Annotated in this window: 21 protein-coding genes and 1 tRNA gene; 10 read left to right on the top strand and 12 right to left on the bottom strand. The window is 55.0% G+C overall.

Features of this window, described 5'->3' with window-relative positions; genetic code table 11:
* Window positions 1–49: 49 nt before the first annotated feature.
* From RCA23_RS05075 to RCA23_RS05065, 3 genes are read right to left on the bottom strand one after another with little or no spacing between them, the layout of a single operon-like run.
* The gene (locus RCA23_RS05075) at window positions 50–412 is read right to left on the bottom strand and encodes a DsrE family protein (RefSeq protein ID WP_044049377.1); all 363 of its coding nucleotides are present in this window, start codon (window positions 410–412) and stop codon (window positions 50–52) included.
* A 35-nt stretch (window positions 413–447) separates the two neighbouring features.
* Window positions 448–777 carry a nuclear transport factor 2 family protein gene (locus RCA23_RS05070; RefSeq protein ID WP_044049376.1) on the bottom strand — a complete coding sequence of 110 codons (330 nt, stop codon included), beginning with the start codon at window positions 775–777 and terminating at the stop codon, window positions 448–450.
* Window positions 778–830: 53 nt separating this feature from the next.
* Window positions 831–1169 (bottom strand): hypothetical protein, encoded by a 339-nt coding sequence (locus RCA23_RS05065; protein ID WP_236631398.1) that lies wholly within the window; start codon window positions 1167–1169, stop codon window positions 831–833.
* A gap of 48 nt (window positions 1170–1217) precedes the next feature.
* On the opposite strand from RCA23_RS05065, the gene RCA23_RS16415 reads away from it, so the two are divergent.
* Both RCA23_RS16415 and RCA23_RS15935 read left to right on the top strand, forming a co-directional pair.
* Window positions 1218–1367 carry a hypothetical protein gene (locus RCA23_RS16415; protein WP_169701336.1) on the top strand — a complete coding sequence of 50 codons (150 nt, stop codon included), beginning with the start codon at window positions 1218–1220 and terminating at the stop codon, window positions 1365–1367.
* Window positions 1339–1818, top strand: coding sequence for a winged helix-turn-helix transcriptional regulator (locus RCA23_RS15935; protein ID WP_236631397.1), 480 nt, complete (start codon window positions 1339–1341; stop codon window positions 1816–1818). The genes RCA23_RS16415 and RCA23_RS15935 overlap by 29 nt, the downstream gene beginning before the upstream one ends.
* Window positions 1819–1930: 112 nt before the next feature.
* Here the strand turns inward: RCA23_RS15935 and RCA23_RS05055 are convergent.
* The 4 genes from RCA23_RS05055 to RCA23_RS05040 all read right to left on the bottom strand — a co-directional run bounded on the left by RCA23_RS05055 (window position 1931) and on the right by RCA23_RS05040 (window position 4473).
* Window positions 1931–2016: transfer RNA gene (locus RCA23_RS05055), tRNA-Leu, on the bottom strand.
* Between the two features lie 47 nt (window positions 2017–2063).
* Entirely contained in the window at window positions 2064–2603 is a 540-nt protein-coding gene (locus RCA23_RS05050) for a tetratricopeptide repeat protein (RefSeq protein WP_044051307.1), read from the bottom strand.
* Between the two features lie 114 nt (window positions 2604–2717).
* The gene (locus RCA23_RS05045; RefSeq protein WP_044049375.1) at window positions 2718–3509 is read right to left on the bottom strand and encodes an inositol monophosphatase family protein; all 792 of its coding nucleotides are present in this window, start codon (window positions 3507–3509) and stop codon (window positions 2718–2720) included.
* A gap of 58 nt (window positions 3510–3567) precedes the next feature.
* Window positions 3568–4473 carry a LysR family transcriptional regulator gene (locus RCA23_RS05040; RefSeq protein WP_044049374.1) on the bottom strand — a complete coding sequence of 302 codons (906 nt, stop codon included), beginning with the start codon at window positions 4471–4473 and terminating at the stop codon, window positions 3568–3570.
* A gap of 96 nt (window positions 4474–4569) precedes the next feature.
* Here RCA23_RS05040 and RCA23_RS05035 point away from each other — a divergent pair, with 96 nt between their 5' ends.
* The gene (locus tag RCA23_RS05035; protein ID WP_044049373.1) at window positions 4570–5391 is read left to right on the top strand and encodes a methylenetetrahydrofolate reductase; all 822 of its coding nucleotides are present in this window, start codon (window positions 4570–4572) and stop codon (window positions 5389–5391) included.
* A gap of 55 nt (window positions 5392–5446) precedes the next feature.
* Window positions 5447–5965, top strand: coding sequence for a hotdog fold thioesterase (locus RCA23_RS05030; RefSeq protein WP_052377045.1), 519 nt, complete (start codon window positions 5447–5449; stop codon window positions 5963–5965).
* Here the strand turns inward: RCA23_RS05030 and RCA23_RS05025 are convergent.
* The gene (locus tag RCA23_RS05025) at window positions 5894–6973 is read right to left on the bottom strand and encodes a T6SS phospholipase effector Tle1-like catalytic domain-containing protein (protein ID WP_052377044.1); all 1080 of its coding nucleotides are present in this window, start codon (window positions 6971–6973) and stop codon (window positions 5894–5896) included. The genes RCA23_RS05030 and RCA23_RS05025 overlap by 72 nt on opposite strands.
* A gap of 6 nt (window positions 6974–6979) precedes the next feature.
* Complete coding sequence (locus RCA23_RS05020; protein ID WP_044049372.1) at window positions 6980–9265, bottom strand: xanthine dehydrogenase family protein molybdopterin-binding subunit; 2286 nt, start codon at window positions 9263–9265, stop codon at window positions 6980–6982.
* Window positions 9266–9406: 141 nt separating this feature from the next.
* Between RCA23_RS05020 and RCA23_RS05015 the strand changes: the two genes are divergently transcribed.
* The 4 genes from RCA23_RS05015 (at window position 9407) to RCA23_RS05000 (ending at window position 15006) form a co-directional block, all read left to right on the top strand.
* Complete coding sequence (locus RCA23_RS05015) at window positions 9407–10279, top strand: phytanoyl-CoA dioxygenase family protein (protein WP_044049371.1); 873 nt, start codon at window positions 9407–9409, stop codon at window positions 10277–10279.
* Complete coding sequence (locus tag RCA23_RS05010) at window positions 10279–10872, top strand: HD domain-containing protein (RefSeq protein WP_044051304.1); 594 nt, start codon at window positions 10279–10281, stop codon at window positions 10870–10872. Before RCA23_RS05015 ends, RCA23_RS05010 begins: the two co-directional genes overlap by 1 nt.
* Before the next feature lie 61 nt (window positions 10873–10933).
* Window positions 10934–13861 carry a valine--tRNA ligase gene (locus RCA23_RS05005; protein ID WP_044049370.1) on the top strand — a complete coding sequence of 976 codons (2928 nt, stop codon included), beginning with the start codon at window positions 10934–10936 and terminating at the stop codon, window positions 13859–13861.
* A 35-nt stretch (window positions 13862–13896) separates the two neighbouring features.
* Window positions 13897–15006, top strand: coding sequence for a pyridoxal phosphate-dependent aminotransferase (locus RCA23_RS05000; RefSeq protein WP_044049369.1), 1110 nt, complete (start codon window positions 13897–13899; stop codon window positions 15004–15006).
* Window position 15007: 1 nt separating this feature from the next.
* Here RCA23_RS05000 and RCA23_RS04995 read toward each other — a convergent pair whose 3' ends face one another.
* Window positions 15008–16213 (bottom strand): pyridoxal-phosphate-dependent aminotransferase family protein, encoded by a 1206-nt coding sequence (locus tag RCA23_RS04995; protein ID WP_044049368.1) that lies wholly within the window; start codon window positions 16211–16213, stop codon window positions 15008–15010.
* Window positions 16214–16322: 109 nt separating this feature from the next.
* On the opposite strand from RCA23_RS04995, the gene RCA23_RS04990 reads away from it, so the two are divergent.
* Window positions 16323–18086 (top strand): ABC transporter transmembrane domain-containing protein, encoded by a 1764-nt coding sequence (locus RCA23_RS04990; protein WP_044051303.1) that lies wholly within the window; start codon window positions 16323–16325, stop codon window positions 18084–18086.
* Between the two features lie 55 nt (window positions 18087–18141).
* Here RCA23_RS04990 and RCA23_RS04985 read toward each other — a convergent pair whose 3' ends face one another.
* Window positions 18142–18819, bottom strand: coding sequence for a TIGR04283 family arsenosugar biosynthesis glycosyltransferase (locus tag RCA23_RS04985; RefSeq protein ID WP_044049367.1), 678 nt, complete (start codon window positions 18817–18819; stop codon window positions 18142–18144).
* 60 nt (window positions 18820–18879) lie between these two features.
* On the opposite strand from RCA23_RS04985, the gene ygfZ reads away from it, so the two are divergent.
* A complete protein-coding gene (gene ygfZ / locus RCA23_RS04980) occupies window positions 18880–19611 on the top strand; it encodes a CAF17-like 4Fe-4S cluster assembly/insertion protein YgfZ (protein ID WP_044051302.1) in 732 nt (243 codons plus the stop codon).
* Here the strand turns inward: ygfZ and efp are convergent.
* Window positions 19608–20171 (bottom strand): elongation factor P, encoded by a 564-nt coding sequence (gene efp / locus RCA23_RS04975; RefSeq protein ID WP_044049366.1) that lies wholly within the window; start codon window positions 20169–20171, stop codon window positions 19608–19610. The genes ygfZ and efp overlap by 4 nt on opposite strands.
* Window positions 20172–20339 lie beyond the last annotated feature (168 nt).

Here is a 20339-nt window from a genome sequence, read left to right as displayed (position 1 = left end):
TCCCCTGCGCATCAAGGATTATTCTTGCCGTTAAAGTCCTGCAGCAGCATCAATAACACAGCACCGTATCGGCATCTAACGCCAAGGCAATAAGCGTGTCAGGCATCGCAAAGGAAGCATTATAACCGGCCAGAAGACTGTCATCATAGCCGCGCGCCTTCGCAGACATTCCCGAGACCATGATTTGAACATTTGCCGCGGAAAGAGCCTGTAAGTGCAGATGAGCGTCCCCAGTGCCCTGCCCCACAATGTCCCCCTCTGCCCGACAATCCAGGGCATGCACAGCGTCAGCGGCCAAAAACAGTTTGACACTATGGCCTTCCGCGACCCCCGTTTTGGCGACAAGCAACCCAAGGGTGAGCTTATTCTTTAACTCAGGTCCACTGTGGATGTGAACAAGTAGATTAGCCATTAAACTTCTCCATTAAGATTCTACGGAAAAGACCGTTACCCCAGCGGTGTGGCCCCCGTTTCCATACGAATTATTTGCCCATCCTTCAGCATGCACACCAACATAACAGCTTCCTTGGTATCATCCGGATAAGACATGAAATTATGAGCGACCAAGATCTCGTCATTTTCATAAACACAGCGCGATGAATCGCTCACAAATTTGGGATTACCCATCATCCCAGCCACCATGGAGGCCCATTCACTTTTATCAAAGCGACTGCCCGATTTATGAAATATAATCTCGGCATTTTCATGTAGCAGACCGACGTAACCTTCAACGTTTCGATCTTCCATAACCCTGTGCAACTTATCGTAAACATTCATTTATATTCTCCCTAACGTTCATTTTGCTCATGCAAGCAATGCCACTGCATCTCTCATCCGGCAAAGGAACCTTCGCTCATAACGGTGATCACCGTGGTGTCTAAGAGCGCTCCAGCTGCCGCACGTTTGGCTTTTAACTCCTCATGTCCGCCGAAAGTTTTCATGGCCTCAAGAGAGTCAAAATCGATGATCACAGTCAGTTTGCTGTCATCATCTTTTTCCGTACCCGCAAATATAAGACGCGCACCAAGCTCGTTTAACACTGCTTGATTTTCGTGATACATGTCCTTCCATGGACCAAGTCCACGTGCGAGATCTTGCGTAAGTTTTACCATCATTACCCGACTGTCCTTCATTTGTTTTGGCGATTGTTCGCTTGAGATAATAAACATGCGATTTAATCCAATTTTTATACTAAACTCGAAGGACATTTTAAAACTATGGCAAATATTAAAGCGGTTTTACTGAATGGAAGTTTATACCTTAAAAAGAAAATAATTGACGCACAGAGATTGGCCAGCCAATGTCATTATGACAGTGGTTTAAATGGTGGAATAGTTTATGTTAGATTTGAAGACTGGGGTAGATGAAAAATTTGTAGAGGAAAACATGTGCCCAATTGGTCTTGCGGCTCATCTGCTCGGCGATAAATGGATTCCGATTATCATTCGTGATATTGCATTGTTTAATCGACGTACATTTAACGATATCCTGAAGAACAATAGAGAGAATATTTCTTCAGGGTCCTTGTCTTCTCGATTGAAATTGATGCTTGATCTCAACCTGCTGGAAATCGGCACGTCCGAGCGTCATGCACAAAAGAAACCCTATTACCTGACGGAAGCCGGCATCTCCTTTGTTCCGATCTTGTTTAACCTGGCCGCTTGGACCACAGAATTCCGCACGCCAGCTGCCGATATTGTCGCACTGGCAAAGCCCTATCTTACAGACGACGCTGACCGCATGGAGTGGCTGTTGGAGCAGCTTCGGACCTTTAATATTCACAAAACCAAAGAACCCGAACCCCTATGGTGGGCATAGGCTTGCCGGTCAGGGAAGTCGCGCGGCATGGATCTATTGCCCGCACGTTGGACCAATGCCGCGTGAAACACGGCGGATCTTCCACTCGCCTATCAGAGGCATATTGCTCTGGTGGTACCCGCGGCCGGACTCGAACCGGCACGGCCGTTAAGCCTGAGGATTTTAAGTCCTCTATGTCTACCATTCCATCACGCGGGCACAGCGGCGAACATAGGCAAAATGCTGGGCGTGTAAAGGCAGATTATCTATAAATCCGTGCCCAAATTCGGGATCAAATCCCGATCTGCGGTGAAAGGGTTTAAAGCCATCTCTTTTCGAAATTCAATTTCTGCCAACTCTGGCTGTCCAAGTGCCAAATGGGTGAGCCCTTTGCCCGACAATGCCCCGAGATGGCGCGGCAGGATCGAGAGGGCACGCGCCAAATCTGGCAAGGCCCCTTCAAAGTTCCCGGCCAGATAGCGCGCAAAGGCGCGTTGATTGTAACCCTCGGCATAATCGGGACAATACTTAATGAGAACGCTCAAAAACCCCTCAGCGGCCGCCAAGTCGCCCAAGCGGAGGTTCATCATCCCCCGGTTGAGCAGACGTTGCGCCCGATTGTCCGGTGCACGGGTCCACAAGCTCCAAAGGACATCCGTGGCCACTTGCGCATCTCGGGGGAATTTCGCAAATTTGAGACTACGATAGGCCTCATCAAGCTCCTCAGAAATCACTGGATTCTTTGGGCATTGGGCCAAGGCGCCTGTTGTGAAGGCGGTGAATATAAGAATGATGAAAACACGCATAGGAACAAAGTGGCGCAAAGCGGCCATCTGTCAAGCATGGAGCCTGTTTTGTGGCGCGGGAGCAAACACCATGGATTAAGGCAGTGACCTATAGCATGGTCAAGCCGCCCTGTGTCAGCTGCCCTTGCGGATGATCTTGCAAAAAGGCGCGAAGACTTGATCATTCGCGGCAATTACCGTTCCATCTTGTAACACGTCACCACCCGGTTGGATGGGCTCGGAAAATCCGCCCGCTTCTTTCACAATGATCATCCCAGCGGCGACATCCCAAAGCTGCAAGCGGCGGCCCCAAAATCCATCCACACGTCCAGCGGCCACATAGGCCATGTCCAGCGCGGCAGCGCCAAGATTGCGCACGCCAGATGAGACCGGCAAAAGCTGCGCCAGATCGGTCAAGGCTTGCGGCAAGTCCGAGCGACCCGCGCTCGGCAGGCCTGTGGCAAAGACACAGTCAGACAGGCTGCGACGCCCAGAAACCCGCATACGGGTCTCATTCATCCAAGCACCCTGGCCTTTTTCCGCGAAAAAACATTCGTCTTGCGCGGCATCATATATCACGCCGGCAATAATCTCACCCTTATGCTCCAAAGCAATCGTCACCGCATAATGCGGCATGCCGTGTTGGAAGTTGGTGACACCGACCATTGCATCCACAATCCAGCGGCGGGTCGGATCTTTGCCTTCGATTTCAGCACTTTCAGCGGCCAAGTACCCATAGGTCGGACGGGCCGCAAGCAGCTCTTCTTTCACCACTTTATCCGCATGCATATCCGCGCGGGCGACAAAATCACTGGCGCCTGTGACCGAGACTTGCAAATTGGCCACCTCGCGAAAATCTTTCGCCAAGGCGCGTCCAGCTTTGCGCGCTGTCGCGATCATTACGTTCATATTTGCGCTTTGTACCATGATGATGCTCCTGCAGATCAGGCTGGGCTATACGCCGCCGGAGCCAGCTTGCCAAGGCCTAGCTGCGTTGCAATTTCACCGGCTCGCTGCGGGCAAGTTTGAGCAGATGCGCCATGAAGGGTTTTGTTGTGTCTTCTCGGCGGGTTGCAGCGTAGAGCCGGCGCGTGAGCCCCTGCTCGGTCAGCGGTCGGGTCACATAATCAGAATTATACCTCACCTCGCGCACAACCCAATCAGGCAGCACCGCAACGCCGCGGTTCGAGGCCACCAAAAGTAATATCACAGCGGTCAGCTCCACCTGACGCACCGCGCGCGGCTCGACCTTAGCGGGCATGAGAAGCTGCGAGAAGACATCCAGGCGCGCCCGATCTACTGGATAGGTGATCAAAACCTCATCGCGAAAGTCTTGCGCCTCAATCCAAGGTTTTTGCGCCAACGCATGCTGGCTGGAGGCAACAAACACGGGTTCGTAGTCAAACAGTGGTGAAAATTCGAGATCGGGATGCTCTTCTGGATCGGAGGAGACCACCAAATCCACCTCCTCACGCGCCAGAGCCGGCAAAGCATCAAAGGCCAAACCCGGGCGGATATCGACATCTACGTCAGGCCAGGCCTTGCGGAAGGCCTCCAGAACCGGAAACAGCCATTCGAAACAAGCATGGCATTCAATGGCGATATGCAACCGGCCTGACTTGCCCGACAACAAGCTGCGAAATTCCTCTTCGGTGGCCTCAACCTCTGGCAGCACCCGATTGGCCAGCTTCAGCAGCCGCTGGCCGGCCGCCGACAATTTCAGCGGTTTGGTGCGCCGCACAAAAAGATCAACCCCCGCCTGATCCTCAAGCCCTTTGATCTGATGCGACAGGGCCGATTGTGTGAGATTGAGCATATCGGCCGCGCGCGACAGCCCACCGCATTTGTCAATGGCGCTGATGGCACGGAGGTGGCGCAGATCAAAGTGCATTCGGAAAATTCCTCATAACTAAATTGAATTTTATGAATTTGATTAATCATAATCCCTCTGGCACTGTCAAGACAAGCCAGCTTCAATGAGGATAGAATGACCCAAATTTCCTTCGAATTTTTTTCGCCGAAAACCGTAACAGCCGCATTTTCGTTAAGCCGGGCAGCCGAGACGCTTGCCGGATTTGCACCACAATTTTCATCTGTCACCTGCAGCAAAGATCCCGCTCAAACCTTAGACACCCTGCGGGCCTTGCGCCGATCCGGACTGGAGCGCTTGCAGGCACATGTCACTTGTTCCACCCAACAGCCAGCTGATCTGCCCGCCTATCTGAAAGCGGCGCAAGAGGCCGGCGCGGAGGGTCTCATCGCTCTGCGCGGGGATACAGCACCCAAGGGTTTGGATGTGACGGACTTAATCGCATGTGCCAAGCAAAACGCAATGCAGGACATTTTCGTCGCCGCCTACCCAGAGGTGCACCCTTTGGCACAGAGCTCCCAAAGTGATTTAGATTGGCTCAAGCGCAAGCAAGATGCCGGCGCTACGGCTGCGATTACGCAATTTTTCTTCCACGCAGAGTTTTTTCTACGCTTCCGCGACAGGGCCGCGGCGCAGGGGATCACCCTACCCATCACCCCTGGCATTTTGCCTGTGCAAAATTGGACAGCAACCCAAGCCATCGCCCGCAGCTGTGGCACCTCTATCGCCCCGGATCTGGCAGAGGGCTTCGCCCGCGCCGAACGCGAGGGCCGGGCCGAGATGATGGCCATCGCGCAGGCCAGTGAACTTTGTGACAGTTTGATCCAAAATGGTGTTGAGCATCTGCATTTTTACACGATGAACAAAGCCGAAGTGGTCAGTGCCATTTGCACCGCTTTGGGAAAGGCACCGCAACAAAGCCTCCGCCGCGTGGCTTGAAGCCCTCCCTGAGCCGCGTTAGACTTGTCCGATAGCGCAGCTCAGGGAGCTTGAAATGACAGAGGCGAGAGATTTTTCGGATTTGCCCACCCGCGCGCAACTTCTTTCGATGTCCGGTTATGAATTTATGTGCGCCATGCGCGACGGCACATTGCCGCGCCCGCCCATCGCTCGGTTGCTTTGCTATGAGCTGACCGAGGTATCCGTGGGTGCTGTCACCTTTGCAGGCACCCCGGAGTTTGATCACACGAACCCAATGGGCGGGCTGCATGGCGGATGGTATGGTGCGGTATTAGACAGCTGTATGGCCTGTGCAGTGATGACCAAAGTGCCGAAAGGCAGTATTTACACAACGCTGGAATATAAGATCAATATCACCCGCAGCATTCCAATCGGCCAGCCTGTTATCGCCCGCGGATGGGTGCAGCACGCCGGCCGATCCACCGGCGTGGCCGCGGGGGAAATTCGCGGTGCCGAAGATGGAAAACTCTATGCGACCGGCTCAACCACCTGCATCATTATGCAAGTTGATGAGCCGCCCAGGCCGCCCATCAGCAACACTGGGATGAATTGACTCTGAGCGAAAGCGTCCAACCAAACGCCTGGACCGTGCCCAAAATACCCAATTCAATCCGCTCCAATTGCCCGTCGAGGGCGCATGAACATCTTGCACAAACTCCTCTGTCCAAGCCTTGGGCAAAGGAAGGCCTTGCTCTTGCAGTCGCTGCATCATCCAAACGAAGGGGATATTTGACAGGGGCCGTGTTTGCGGAGAGCCCATCACCTGCCCGCCTACATCCCCATGATTCCCAACGAACCAGACCTGCTGCAACGCAACCGGCCGATCTGGTGGATCCTCCCACATTTCAGGTCGATATGTGTCTCGGGTTTCATCCAAGGCCAAAGCCTGAAACCCGGCGCCGACACAGGCGCTGATCTGATGGTTGTGAAACTGGTATTTTCCCTCAAACATCCGCCAGAGCCCCGGAACGCGCAGCCCAAGCGCTTTGACCGTGTCCCAAACCCCAATCGCTGTGATGGGGACATCTAAGTGGCAATATTCTTTCGCAAAGACCCGCAAGGCGTCGCTGCCGTCCCGATAGTGGCGATAGGCCATGCAAACATGACGCTGGGTGGCCTGATCGCGCCGCAGCAACCCGACCCGATCGATCAATCCCGCCAAAGAGCGCGCCGCAAAGGCACCGCGCGAATAGCCAATCAAAAAGATCTCATCGCCCAGCTGATAGCGGCTCGCAAGAGCGCCATAGACCGTCTGAATTTGCCAATCCAACCCGCTGCCGGTCAACACAGACCAGGCTGATGCCAGAAAATTGCTCCGGTCAAATTGCAGCCCGGGTTGGTAATGCAATATCACCCCCGGCCCAGCGCTGCGTTTCAAAAGCTGATAGGCCAACCCCGCATTTGTCTCAAACCCCGGCTCCAGCGAGGAGAGCGTGCCGTCCATGACAACAACATGCACCGCTCGGCGCGGTGCGGCCCCAGACGCAGACCCCGCATCTTCCACGACCTGGCCAAAGCGGTTCTGCCAAATCTTGGAGTTGATCCAATGCCAAAGGGACATGACGACTTAGCCTGCGTTTTGCAACATGCTCCAAACCCGCTGCGGCGTGAAGGGCATATCCGCCCGCGTGACACCCTTTGAGGCCAAAGCGTCCATCACCGCATTGGATACAGCGGCCATTGAGCCAATGGTGCCAGCCTCACCGCAGCCTTTCATGCCAATAGGATTGGCGGTTGAGGGCACCACGACGGAGTTGAAGTCAAACATCGGCACATCGGCAGCCCGCGGCATGCCATAGTCCATAAAGCTGGCTGTCAGAAGCTGGCCGTTGTCATCATATACCACATGTTCCATCATGGCCTGCCCCAGCCCTTGAACCACGCCGCCATGCACCTGCCCCTCCACCAACATGGGATTGAGAAGATAGCCGAAATCATCGACGATGACATAGCGCACGACCTGTGATTGCCCGGTCTGCGGATCAACTTCCACTTCCGCCAAATGCGCCCCATTGGGGAAGCTCAAATCATCCAAAGTCGCCGATTGCGTCACATCCAAAAGCGCCGACTGCCCGGCCTCACGCGCCAGTTTGGCCGCATCCAACCAGCTGAACACCACGTTGGAGCCCGCAATCCGAAACACCTCGTCATCAAAGCTCACATCCGCGGAATCGGCCTCATGATGTTCCGCCAAAAAGAGCTTATAAGCCTCGGTCATCACAGTAACCAAGGCCAAAGTCGCGGAATTTTGCACCGTCGCAGAGCGCGATCCACCCGTTCCGCCCCCCGTGGGAATGAGATCGCTGTCGCCTTGGATCACGTTGATCTGGTCCACCGGCAGGCCGGTTTGATCTGCCAGATATTGGGCATAAACCGTTTCATGCCCCTGCCCTCCGGACTGCGTGCCCACATAAAGATCAACGCTGCCATCGGCCTGAAACACAACCCGCGAGGTCTCGGTCGGGTTGCCTAAAATACTTTCGATATAACAGCACAGCCCCAGGCCACGCAGCAGACCCTTTTGCGCACTTGCTGCGCGCCGCGCCTCAAAGTCGTCGCGCGCGGCCTCTTGGGCCAAACGATCCAAGACAAGACCGAAATCCCCCACATCGTAGCGCACTTGGCTGGCCGTCTTATAGGGAAATTTCTCTGGGGCGATGAAGTTACGCCGGCGAAAATCCCAAGCATCAATGCCCAGCGCACGGGCCGCGTAATCCATGGCCCGTTCCAAAACGTAAATCGCCTCAGGACGTCCAGCCCCACGATAGGCATCTACCTGCGTGGTGTTGGTGTAAATCCCGGTCACTTGCAGATGCGCAACCGGGATATCGTAAAGACCGGTCAAAACTTTTGAAAACAGCTGCGTTTGAATGGGCTGGGCAAATTGACCCGAATAGGCGCCCATATTGGCCAGCGTATGCACCTGATACCCGATGATCTTATGATCAGCATCCAAAGCCAGCGTTGCCGTTGAGGTGAGGTCCCGACCACCATTGTCCGACAGCATCGCCTCCGATCTGTCCGACATCCAACGCACCGAACGATTGAGCATGCGCGCGGCCTGCCCGGCTAGGAAATACTCCGGATAGGCCATGGCTTTCATACCAAAGCCGCCACCGACGTCGGGGTTGGTCACGCGGATCTCGCTTTCGGGCAGGCCCAACATCTTCGCCAATTGCCCCTTTTGCGACCAGACCCCCTGGCCATTCACGCACAGGTGCACCCGCCCATCTTCTATATCCGCCCAGCAGCCCCGCGGCTCCATGGAATTACAAATCACACGGTTGTCGGAAATCTCGAAACTCAACACATGGGCCGCTTTGGCTTTCACCGCCTCCATCTGCGCGCTGTCACCTAAAGCCCAGTCAAAGGCGACATTATTCGGCGCTGCCTCATGCAAATTGGGCCCGCCCGGTTGCAACTCAAGATGCACCGGCAGATCATCAACCTCGAGCTCAATCATATCCGCCGCGGCCCGCGCCTGCGCATAGGTCTCAGCAAAGACCATGGCCACCGGTTCCCCCACAAAGCGCACCTTGTCTTTGGCCAACAAAAACCGATCTGTGTTAGGCGCCAATTGGCCATCTTGGTTTTTCACCAGACTGGCCTCCATCTTGCCCGAGAGTCCCGCCGTCTCAAGCGCGGCCGCAGTGAGCACGAGATGCACCCCCTCAGCCTCTTCCGCCTCTTGCGTGTCCAGCGCTGTGATCACCCCATGCGCGTAGCTTGAACGCAGCACATAGCCATGTAACGCCCCCTCCGGCGTGGTATCATCCACATATTGCCCGCGCCCCGTCAGAAAACGATCATCTTCGCGCCGCAATACCGATTGGCTCTTTCCAAATTTTTCCACGCACCTGCTCCTCAGTTTGGTTAAACTGTACCAACCTGCCCCCGACTGTCCAGCCACAAGCAGATTAATTCGCGGATGTCGTGTTCAGGCAAGACTGCTGCATTTTGATATGGCGCATTTTGTGCATTCAAGGAGTTCACGATGCCAAACGCCCAAACCTCTCATCGCCTGTCCGACGCCCAGATCCAAAGCTATTGGGAGGACGGTTTTTTATGCCCCATCCCTGCAATTTCTGCGCAGCAATGTGCAGATTGGCGCGCCCAATTGGAAGCGATTGAAGGCGATTGGCTCGACAACGGCCTGCCACGGGCTTTGAATGTATACAAACGGGTCAATGCACATATCGTTATGCCGCTGGCCTATGAGATCGCCGCCCATAGCGCGATATTGGATGTGGTTGAGGGTATTTTGGGGCCTGATGTCTTACTGTATTCGACAGAGTTTTTGATCAAAGAGCCGCGGACAAAACATGTGGTGACGATGCACCAAGACTTGGCCTATTGGGGTTTGGGTGAAATTGATGGGATACTCACCGCTTGGCTGGCGCTCTCTCCGGCAACGCCTCAAAGCGGATGTATGGATTTTGTGAAAGGCAGTCACAAAAGCCCTATTATTCCCCATGAGGACAGCTTTGATGAGCTGAACCTGCTGTCACGCGGTCAAGAAATCAAGGTGGATGTGGCACAGGAAGACAAATCAAGCGGCGCCCTGGCGACGGGCGAGATCAGCCTGCACCACGGCTTGATGATCCACGGCTCGGGCGCCAATACAAGCGATGACCGCAGAATTGGTGTTGTGATGCGCTTTTTAAGCCCACATGTCAAAAAACCCAATAATGCGCCCGATTACGGCGTGCCGATGCGCGGCAATTGTGACACGGGAAATTTCACCCTCTGCGACGCGCCAAAGGGCTTGTTTCATCCAGAGGATCTTTTACTCTACGAAGAAATTCGAACAGAACAGGCCAAAGTCATGATGGCGGGCGCCGAGGGCAAAGCCGAGATGTACAGATGATGGATCAAGTCAAATTTCGCGCCATGAAAGATGGCGATGCGGCAGATTATGCCTTTCTCACGGAACATGAGATTGAATATACCAAGGGCACTGCCGATCGCCTGCTCCGGGCATTGGTTGCGCTGGATGAAGGCCTCTCTGGCTATCAGGTGACGCGTCTGGGCCATTCGCTGCAATCGGCCACCCGCGCGGAGCGCGATGGAGCCGATACCGATTGGATTGTCTCTGCGCTGTTGCATGATATCGGCGATATTTTCGCGCCCTACAATCACGACGAATATGCCGCAGCGATCCTGCGCCCCTTTGTGCGGGAACAATGCGCCTGGGTTGTTGAGAAACACGGTGATTTTCAGATGCTCTATTATGGCCATCACGTGGGCGGCAACCGAGACAAGCGCGAAACCTATCGCGGCCATATCTATTTTGACGACTGTGCAACCTTCTGCGAACGTTGGGACCAAAACAGCTTCGATCCTGACTATGACACCTTGCCGATTGAACATTTTGCACAGCGGGTTCGCGAGGTTTTTGCGCGGCAACCCTACGACCCGGCCGTCCTGCGCCCCGGCGCGCGCGCGCCTTTGGTCAGCTAGGGCTTTCACTCGCCCAGAGAAATAGGTATTCGGAGACAAATTCGAAGGATACCCCCCTATTATGGCCATGGAAAAATTCAACGCAGCAGAAGCTGAAGATCGTCTTTACAAAGCCTGGGAGGCGGCGGGCTGTTTTACAGCCGGGGCCAATGCCAAACCCGGAGCATCAAGCTATTGCATCATGATCCCCCCGCCCAATGTCACGGGTGTTTTGCATATGGGTCATGCCTTTAACAATACTTTGCAAGATATCTTGGTGCGCTGGCACCGGATGCGCGGCTTTGACACCCTGTGGCAGGCTGGGACAGACCATGCGGGCATCGCCACACAGATGGTCGTTGAGCGGCAATTGGCAGAGCGGGGCGAACCGGGCCGTGTGGCCCTGGGGCGTGAGAAATTCTTGGAAAAAGTCTGGCAATGGAAAGAGCAATCAGGCGGTACAATTGTAAATCAGCTCAAACGCTTGGGCGCCTCCTGCGATTGGGATCGCACAGCCTTTACCATGGCAGGCGCGCAGGGTGACACGCGTACGGGCCATGAAAACAGCCCGAATTTCCACGATGCCGTGATCAAAGTCTTCGTTGAAATGTACAACAAAGGCCTGATTTACCGAGGCAAGCGTCTGGTCAATTGGGATCCACATTTCGAAACAGCTATCTCAGATCTTGAAGTGGAGAATATCGAAGTTGCCGGTCACATGTGGCATTTTAAATATCCCTTAGCCGGTGGCGCGACATATACCTATGTGGAGAGAGATGAAGACGGCAACATCACGTTGCAAGAAGAGCGCGACTATATCTCCATTGCCACCACCCGCCCAGAGACCATGTTGGGCGACGGTGCAGTTGCGGTGCATCCCTCCGACGAGCGCTATGCGCCGATTGTTGGGATGATGTGTGAAATTCCCGTCGGGCCCAAAGCGCAACGGCGCTTGATTCCCATCATCACCGATGAGTACCCCGACAAAGACTTTGGGTCTGGCGCGGTCAAAATCACCGGGGCGCATGATTTCAACGACTATCAAGTCGCCAAACGCGCCGGCATTCCGATGTATAATCTGATGGACACAAAAGCCAATCTGCGCGCCGATGGACAGGCCTATGCGCAAGAGGCGGCCACCGCCCAGCGCATCGCCAATGGCGAAGAGAGCTTTGACGACGCCAAAATTGCCGCCATGAATATGGTGCCGGATGCCTATCGCGGCATGGATCGTTTTGAGGCGCGCAAGAAAATTGTCGATGACATCACCCGCGAAGGTTTGGCGGTGATGACCGAAGACACCCTCACCGATGCAGAGAGGCAGCAAACCACCCAGCTGGTGCCCTTGGTGGAGAATAAACCCATCATGCAGCCTTTCGGCGACCGCTCCAAAGTGGTGATTGAGCCGATGCTGACCGATCAATGGTTTGTTGACACGGACAAAATCGTCGCCCCTGCGCTGGAGGCGGTGCGTGATGGCCGGGTTAAAATTCTGCCCGAGTCTGAAAAGAAAGTTTATTTTCATTGGCTCGAAAACATCGAGCCTTGGTGCATTTCAAGGCAATTGTGGTGGGGCCATCAAATCCCTGTTTGGTTTGATGAGACCGGCGCGCAATATTGCGCCGCGACCGAAGCAGAGGCGCAAGCCATGGCCGGCCCCGACGCCTCTCTCACCCGTGATCCCGATGTGCTGGACACTTGGTTCTCCTCCGGTCTTTGGCCTATCGGAACTTTGGGCTGGAGCGGCGAGGCTGAGGCCGATGCGCAAAACGATATGCTGCAAAGGTTTTTCCCCACCTCTGATCTCATCACGGGCTCTGACATCTTATTTTTCTGGGTCGCACGGATGATGATGATGCAATTGGCCGTGGTCGATCAAGTCCCCTTCAACACCATCTACCTGCACGGGTTGGTGCGTGATGCCAAGGGGAAGAAGATGAGCAAATCAACCGGAAATGTCGTCGATCCGCTTGAGATTATCGACGAATTTGGCGCCGATGCTCTGCGCTTTACCAATGCGTCGATGGCCTCTTTGGGTGGGGTGCTCAAGCTGGATATGCAGCGCATTGCGGGATATCGAAATTTTGGAACAAAGCTCTGGAATGCCTGTTCTTTTGCACAATTCAATGAGGCATTTGAACACCGAAGCTGCTCCCTTCCAAGTCCAGATTTGGCACTCAACAAATGGATCATTGGCGAAGTTGGGCGGGTGCGCGTGGCGGTGGATGCCGCGCTGGACGGCTATCGCTTTAATGATGCGGCCTCTGCGCTCTACGGTTTTGTCTGGGGCACGTTGTGCGATCGCTATCTCGAACTGTCAAAGCCAATTTTAAAAGGCAGCCATTCCAGCGGCGACGCCGGGCGATTGGAAACACAAATCACACTGGCTTGGGTCTTGGAGCAATCCATGACCCTACTGCATCCCATCATGCCCTTTATCACCGAAGAGCTCTGGGGCATCACCGCAAAGCGCAGCCATATGTTGGTGCATCAAGATTGGCCGGAATATGGGCTCGAATTGGTCGATACGGCCGCCAGCGAGGAAATCAGCTGGGCCATTTCATTGATTGATTCCATCCGCTCTGCCCGTGCACAGATGAATGTGCCTGCCGGTGCAAAAGTGCCCTTGGTGCAAGTGACAATCAGCCCGGCCGGTGAAGCGGCTTTGGCGGCCAATATGGCGCAGATTCAGCAAATGGCTCGGATCACCGAGGTGACCAAAGTGTCAGAGATGCCAAAAGGCGCCATCACCATTACGGCGCCCCAAGCCACCTTCGGCCTGCCCTTGGCAGATATTATCGATGTGGCGGCGGAGAGAATGCGCCTTGAAAAAAGCATGGGGAAATTGGCGAAAGAACTCGGCGGCCTTCGCGGGCGTTTGAACAACCCCAAATTCGCCGCCTCCGCCCCCCCAGAGGTCTTGGCCGAAACACGCGCCAATCTCGAAGCCCGTGAAGAGGAAGAGGCTAAACTCTCTATAGCATTGGCAAGATTGCAAGAAATCGGATAGGCTGCGCAGAGATCTTTTTGCCTGGAGACCGTGCCATGTCACATAATGCGCTCACCGCCTTGGCCAAATCCTTGCCAGCCAGCGTCCCCTTTGTCGGACCAGAAACCCAAGAGAGGGCCTTGGGCCGGGCTTTCTCGGCCAGGCTGGGCGCCAATGAAAGCCAATTTGGCCCCTCGCCCCGTTCAATCGAGGCGATGGCACAAGCGGCGCAGGAGGTTTGGCAATATGGCGACCCGGAAAATCATGATCTGAAACAAGCGCTGGCCGCGCATCACAACATTGATCCGGGCCATATCACCCTCGGCGAAGGCATTGACGGTCTCTTATTGACCTTGACCCGCCTGACCGTTGCATCTGGAGATGCCATCCTCACCTCCCACGGGGCCTATCCGACGTTTAATTATCATGCCGCCGGCAATGGCGGCACCCTGCATATGGTGCCATATCTGGATGATCACGAAGACCCCCGGGGCCTTGCCGAGCAGGCCCGCCTATTGGGCGCGAAACTGGTCTATTTCGCCAATCCTGACAATCCAATGGGCAGCTGGCACAGCGCTGATACTGTGCAAGAATTGATTGATAATTTACCCAAGTCTAGCCTCTTGGTGCTCGATGAAGCCTATATTGAATTGGCGCCAAACGGCACTGCGCCCGACTTGCGGCCCGAAACAGACAATGTGATCCGTCTGCGGACCTTTTCCAAAGCCTATGGGATGGCGGGAGCGCGCGTGGGCTATGCCATTGGGCCAAAATCGCTGATCTGTGCCTTCGACAAACTGCGCAATCATTTCGGCCTGTCGCGAATTTCGCAGGCCGGAGCCTTGGCGGCCCTCAAAGACCAGGCCTATGTGGACGGCATCAAGCAAAAAGTGGCGAAAAGCCGCGAGACCCTCGCGCAGATTGCCCAAGACAATGGCCTCATTGCCCTGCCCTCAGCCACAAATTTCGTCACGATAGATTGCGGCAGAGATGGCGATTTTGCCCGCTCAGTTCTCGAGCAGATGATCGCACGCGCTTTGTTTATCCGCATGCCTTTCGTGGCACCGATGAACCGTTGCATTCGCATCTCTTGCGGCGATGAAGCGGCGATGGATTTGGTTGCAAAAGCCTTGCCCGAAGCCCTGAAAGCCGCAAGATCGGCCTAGGCTAGCCGCGGGTCGCCTCTGCCAGCAAACGCGCCGCGGCCTCCAATCCCCCCTTACCATGGGGAATATCTAAGGCCATCATGCCCGATTGGATGGCGCCAAGCGTTCCCATGATCATCTGCGCATTGACATGCCCCATATGCCCAATGCGGAAAAACCCATCCGCATTCGGATCGTCATCTGTGGCCATATTCAACCCTATGCCCAGCGTCAGCCCGGCCTGATGCTCTGTCCAGCGGCGCAAATTCAGCCCATTGGGCGCCTCAATCGAAAGCGCCGTGACAGCGTGGCTGCGCAGAGCCGGATCGGCGATATTCATCGCCAATGGCCCGCCTTTACCCCAAGCGTCGCAAGCCGCCCAAACCGCCCGCGCAATCGCCTCATGCCGCGCCCAGACATGACGTAATTCTTCCTCGAGAATCATATCCAAAGCCTCCCGCAACCCCAGCAAATGCTGCGTTGGCGCAGTGCCGCAGAAATATTGATAAAAATATTCGGGATTTATGCGCGCATTCCAGTCCCAATATGAACTCACCCGGGTCATCGCATTGCGTGCCGCGGCAGCCTTATCAGAGAAAAACACAAAGGAAATGCCCGGCGGGGTCATCAGGCCTTTTTGACAGGCTGTGACCATGAGATCGACGCCCCATTCATCCATTAAAAACTTATCGCAGCCCAGGCTGGCGATACAATCCACCATGAGCAAAGCCCCATGCCCCGCGGCATCCAAACTGCGCCGCAGAGCGGCAATATCGTTGAGCACAGAGGTCGATGTGTCCACCTGGACCGCCATCACAGCTTTGATGCGGCCAGAGCGATCGGCGGCAAGATGGGCCTCGACCTGCGCCAAGTCAATCGTCGCGCGATTGCCAAAATCCAAGGTTTCCACAGTGACCCCAAGCGCGCGGGCCATTTCGCCCCAGCCTTCGCAAAACCGTCCGGTTGCCAAGACCAAGACCGTATCGCCAGCGGCCAACACATTAGAGACAGCGGCCTCCCAAGCACCATGGCCATTGGCGATATAGATTGCCGCCTGCCCGGACGTGCTGGCCAGATGTTTCAGATCGGGAATCAAACTATGGGTCAGCTCAATCAATCCGCCCTCATAGATATTTGGGCAGGGTTGATGCATCGCGCGCAAAACACGCTCGGGCATGACCGAAGGGCCCGGGATGGCGAGATAGGAGCGGCCTTGGGACAGTGACATATAATTTCACCTCGATTATGATGGCTTATCGGTATTCGCGGTTTACTGCCGCGTCAAGCTGCCGTCCCTTGCAGCAACTCAAACAAAGCACTAACAGGCGCCTATGGACATGAAATCATCTTCCCCAAAAGACATAAAGCAAGGCGCCTTGTTCCTTTGGCTCTGGCGCGAATATCTGCGACGCCATATGTGGGTCTTGGCGATTATCGTCGTGTTGATGATGATCGAAGGCAGCATGGTGGGCGGGCTTGCATGGATGATGCAGCCTCTATTTGACGGGGTCTTCGCTGGCGGCAGCAAAAGCCAACTGTGGTTGGTGGGCGGTATTGTCTTGGGTTTATTTTTGATCCGAGGCGTGCTCTCCGTCGTACATCGAGTGCTCATGACGAAAATTGCCAAGCAATCCGTAGCCGATTTGCAAAATGATTTGCTGCGCCACTTGCTGCACTTAGATCTCAGCTTTTTCTCCCGCTATGCACCGGGATATTTGATGGAGCGGGTCAATGGCGATGTGCAGGCGGTGGCGGGAATATGGGCGCTTTTGGTGCGCGGCGCGGCCCGCGATCTCATCGGGCTGATATCGCTTTTTGCGGTCATGCTCTCAATAGATTGGTTCTGGACCTTTGCGGCATTGATCGGCGCACCCTTGCTATTGTTCCCTTCGCTTGTCGCGCAACGCTACACGCGCAAACAGGCCGTGAAAGCCCGAGAAGTCGCCGGCACTATGGCCACGCGCCTCAATGAAGCTTTCCACGGCGTGGGAACGATTAAGCTCAATGGTTTGGAGCGCTACTACACCGACCGCTATCGTGCCCTAACGAAACGGCAGATTGAAGTAGAGATCAAAACTCTCTTTGGCACGGCCGTAATCCCCTCACTGGTGGATGTGATGAGTGGCATCGGTTTTGCCTGCGTAATCATTTACGGCGGCTATGAAATCATCAGCGGTGCCAAAACGGTCGGGCAATTCATGGCCTTCTTCAGCGCATTAGGATTGGCATTTGAACCGCTGCGCCGCTTGGCCGGCATCTCTGGGCTGATCAATGCTGCCTCTGTATCCATCCAAAGAATGCGAGATATTTTCAACCATCAGCCAACGCTGCTCGGCCCGGATCATCCAAAACCCGTTCAGCCCTTTGGCGATATTGAGTTCAAGAACGTCAGTTTAGAGTTTGGCGAAACGCCCGTGCTGCGCGACGTCTCCTTCCGCGCGCCTGCTGGGAAAACCACTGCAATTGTCGGGGCCTCAGGCGCGGGCAAGACAACGATTTTCAATGCGCTCACCCGGCTTTACGCCCATAGCGCGGGTGAGATCACAATCTCCGGCCTTGCAAATACAGACATCGATCCCAGCGCCCTTCGGGCCTGTATCTCAGTGGTGTCGCAAGACAGCCTGCTGTTTGATGAAACCCTTGGGGAAAACATCATACTTGATGCGCACGAAATCGATCCATCGAAACTCAATGAGGTGATCTCAGCAGCACATGTTGCCGATTTCCTGCCCAGTTTGGCCCAAGGCATGGACACCGAAGTTGGGCCACGCGGCACAAATCTGTCCGGCGGGCAGCGTCAACGAGTCGCCATCGCGCGCGCGCTTCTGCGCGATACGCCCATTTTACTGTTGGATGAGGCCACCTCAGCGCTTGACACCCAATCAGAAGTTCTTGTGCAAGACGCATTAGAAAAACTCTCCGCAAACCGCACCACTTTGGTCATCGCCCACCGCCTGTCGACCATTGTCTCTGCCGATCATATCATCGTTATGGACAAAGGCCGGGTGATTGAGCGCGGCACCCATGCAGAGCTGATTGCGGCTGGTGGACATTATTCGGACCTCTGCCGCTTGCAATTTGATCACTCGGAGAGCCAGTAGGGCCGGCGGCGGCGGCGTCTTTTATCTGGCGCAATGCAGGAGGTGAAGGCCTTTGCTACGGCTTGCGATACCGCCGCGCTAAATCGTCGGGATTGGCACCCAAGACATATCGCAACAAAAGGCCAAGGTTCTTCGCCCCACGGCGCAACCACCCCTGCTGCTGATATTTGTCGGCGCGCGTGAAGGCATGGGCTGGCAGTCGGTGGATTTTCCCCTTTAAGGCCCGCACCAGCGCCACATCTTCCATCAGCGGCTGATCTGGATAGCCTCCCGACCGGTCATAATCACTCCGGCGCAGGACGAGCCCCTGATCCCCGTAAGGAAGACCGAAAAGGTCACTGCGCAAATTCGCCCAAGCTGCCACCCATCGGGCCGCAAAACCTCTGGCACGGAAGGCCAGTGAAAAACACAAAGGGCCTTGCTGCATAGCGGCTTTTACCTGCGCGGCCCAGCCCTCCTGCAAGATCGTATCCGCATGCAAGACCATCACCCATGCGCCGCGCGTGGCCGCCACCCCGCGGCGCAATTGCCCGCCGCGCGAGGCGGCACCGGTCACAATCTCCGCGCCCCAGGCCAAGGCGATAGCACCGCTGGCATCTGTCGATCCACCATCGGAGACAACCACCTCACAGATCAATCCAGCATCCAATCCCTCCATCAACGACAAAAGGGTCGCCGGCAGGCTGTTGGCAGAATTAAGCGTTGGGATAACAACGGAAATCGGTGCAGACATGAGGCCTCTGGCTTTGCGGTCAAAACAGCTTATATGGAAAGCACAGACAAAGGAATACCCATGGCACAGCCCGAACAGCCCCGCAGCATTCTTCAAGTCACCGGTGCTGACCGGACCTTCTTTTTGCAAAATCTTGTGACCAATGACGTCTCCGCACCCGGATTGCATTACACCGCGTTGTTGACACCACAGGGCAAATATCTTGCAGATTTTTTCGTGTTGCAGCGGCCAGATGATCTGCTCATCGACGTGGCCACAGAGATTTGCTCCGGCCTTAACATGCGCCTCAATATGTACCGCCTGCGCGCAGATGTTCAAATTGCCGAAGTGAATATCGACCTATGCTGCGGATTGGGCACCCTCCCGCCGGATGGATTTGCCGATCCGCGTGATCCCAATTTGGGCTGGCGCGCCTACGGGCGGCAAGAGGCAGGTGTCATCGATTGGCCAGCCTTGCGCGTGGCGCATATCATTCCTGAAACCGGAATAGAGCTAACTCCAGACCGCTTTATCCTAGAAATGGATTTCGAGCGTCTCAACGGGGTGGATTTCAAAAAAGGCTGCTATGTCGGACAAGAAATCGTTGCGCGCATGAAACATAAAACCGAGCTCCGCAAAGGCCTGCGGCAAGTGAAGATCTCAGGATCAGCACCGATTGGCACTGCCATTCTTGCCAATGAAAAACCCGCCGGCGTGTTATATACACAGCAGGGCGGGCTTGCATTGGCCTACCTGCGCTTTGATCGCATCGCCCCTGAGATGGTAGCGGGCTTTGCGATCATCACCCCTTAGGCCCGTTCTGTGTATTCCATCGAAATCGTGTCTACGATGATCAACTCATCCTGCCCCACGAAGGGCGGCACCATAACTTTCAATCCATTGTCTAAAACAGCAGGCTTAAAGGAATTGGCCGCAGTTTGACCTTTGACCACAGGCTCTGTCTCAACGATTTTGCACGTCACCTTTTGCGGCAGTGTGGCATGAAGCGCTTCGGCCTCATGATATTCAATCTGGACGGTCATCCCGTCTTGTAAAAACGGACGGCGATCACCAAGCAGCTCCGCCGGCAGCTCGATTTGGTCATAGGTTTCCATATCCATAAACACCAACATGCCGTCATTTTCGTACAAAAACTGCTGATCCTTTTGCTCCAAACGTACCTTTTCCACTTTGTCAGCGGAGCGGAATCGCTCGTTTAATTTCGATCCATTGCGCAGATTGCGCATCTCAACCTGAGCAAAAGCCCCGCCTTTTCCGGGCTTTACGTGGTCGACCTTCACCGCGCTCCAGAGGCCGCCATTGTGCTCAAGCACATTGCCGATTCGTATTTCATTTCCGTTAATCTTTGGCATGTATTAAGACCTTGAGTAAAAGGTTGAATTTGATTTAACACCGCCTATATCGAAGCGAGGATGCGGTTTCAAGCCACGACTGAGGCCGCGGTTGGAAGCTGAGCTATGCGTTGGGTGCATGGCAGATATTCCGAAAGAGACCACCCGAATCGTTTTCGATGCTGCATA

Origin of the sequence: Planktomarina temperata RCA23 (assembly GCF_000738435.1) — a bacterium.
Classification (GTDB): Bacteria; Pseudomonadota; Alphaproteobacteria; order Rhodobacterales; family Rhodobacteraceae; genus Planktomarina; species Planktomarina temperata.
The sequence above is the reverse complement of the archived record's forward strand: the minus strand, read 5'-3'. Positions and strand labels throughout refer to the sequence as shown.

Coding starts and splice junctions, on each gene's coding strand:
- RCA23_RS04985 (WP_044049367.1), bottom strand. CDS start 18,819: ATGTCTGCACCGATTTCCGTTGTTATCCCAACGCTTAATTCTGCCAAC.
- ygfZ (WP_044051302.1), top strand. CDS start 18,880: ATGGCACAGCCCGAACAGCCCCGCAGCATTCTTCAAGTCACCGGTGCT.
- RCA23_RS05005 (WP_044049370.1), top strand. CDS start 10,934: ATGGCCATGGAAAAATTCAACGCAGCAGAAGCTGAAGATCGTCTTTAC.
- RCA23_RS05070 (WP_044049376.1), bottom strand. CDS start 777: ATGAATGTTTACGATAAGTTGCACAGGGTTATGGAAGATCGAAACGTT.
- RCA23_RS04995 (WP_044049368.1), bottom strand. CDS start 16,213: ATGTCACTGTCCCAAGGCCGCTCCTATCTCGCCATCCCGGGCCCTTCG.
- RCA23_RS16415 (WP_169701336.1), top strand. CDS start 1,218: ATGGCAAATATTAAAGCGGTTTTACTGAATGGAAGTTTATACCTTAAA.
- RCA23_RS05065 (WP_236631398.1), bottom strand. CDS start 1,169: ATGTTTATTATCTCAAGCGAACAATCGCCAAAACAAATGAAGGACAGT.
- RCA23_RS05010 (WP_044051304.1), top strand. CDS start 10,279: ATGGATCAAGTCAAATTTCGCGCCATGAAAGATGGCGATGCGGCAGAT.
- RCA23_RS05050 (WP_044051307.1), bottom strand. CDS start 2,603: ATGCGTGTTTTCATCATTCTTATATTCACCGCCTTCACAACAGGCGCC.
- RCA23_RS05000 (WP_044049369.1), top strand. CDS start 13,897: ATGTCACATAATGCGCTCACCGCCTTGGCCAAATCCTTGCCAGCCAGC.
- efp (WP_044049366.1), bottom strand. CDS start 20,171: ATGCCAAAGATTAACGGAAATGAAATACGAATCGGCAATGTGCTTGAG.
- RCA23_RS05015 (WP_044049371.1), top strand. CDS start 9,407: ATGCCAAACGCCCAAACCTCTCATCGCCTGTCCGACGCCCAGATCCAA.
- RCA23_RS04990 (WP_044051303.1), top strand. CDS start 16,323: ATGAAATCATCTTCCCCAAAAGACATAAAGCAAGGCGCCTTGTTCCTT.
- RCA23_RS05045 (WP_044049375.1), bottom strand. CDS start 3,509: ATGGTACAAAGCGCAAATATGAACGTAATGATCGCGACAGCGCGCAAA.
- RCA23_RS05040 (WP_044049374.1), bottom strand. CDS start 4,473: ATGCACTTTGATCTGCGCCACCTCCGTGCCATCAGCGCCATTGACAAA.
- RCA23_RS05030 (WP_052377045.1), top strand. CDS start 5,447: ATGACAGAGGCGAGAGATTTTTCGGATTTGCCCACCCGCGCGCAACTT.
- RCA23_RS15935 (WP_236631397.1), top strand. CDS start 1,339: ATGTTAGATTTGAAGACTGGGGTAGATGAAAAATTTGTAGAGGAAAAC.
- RCA23_RS05035 (WP_044049373.1), top strand. CDS start 4,570: ATGACCCAAATTTCCTTCGAATTTTTTTCGCCGAAAACCGTAACAGCC.
- RCA23_RS05075 (WP_044049377.1), bottom strand. CDS start 412: ATGGCTAATCTACTTGTTCACATCCACAGTGGACCTGAGTTAAAGAAT.
- RCA23_RS05025 (WP_052377044.1), bottom strand. CDS start 6,973: ATGTCCCTTTGGCATTGGATCAACTCCAAGATTTGGCAGAACCGCTTT.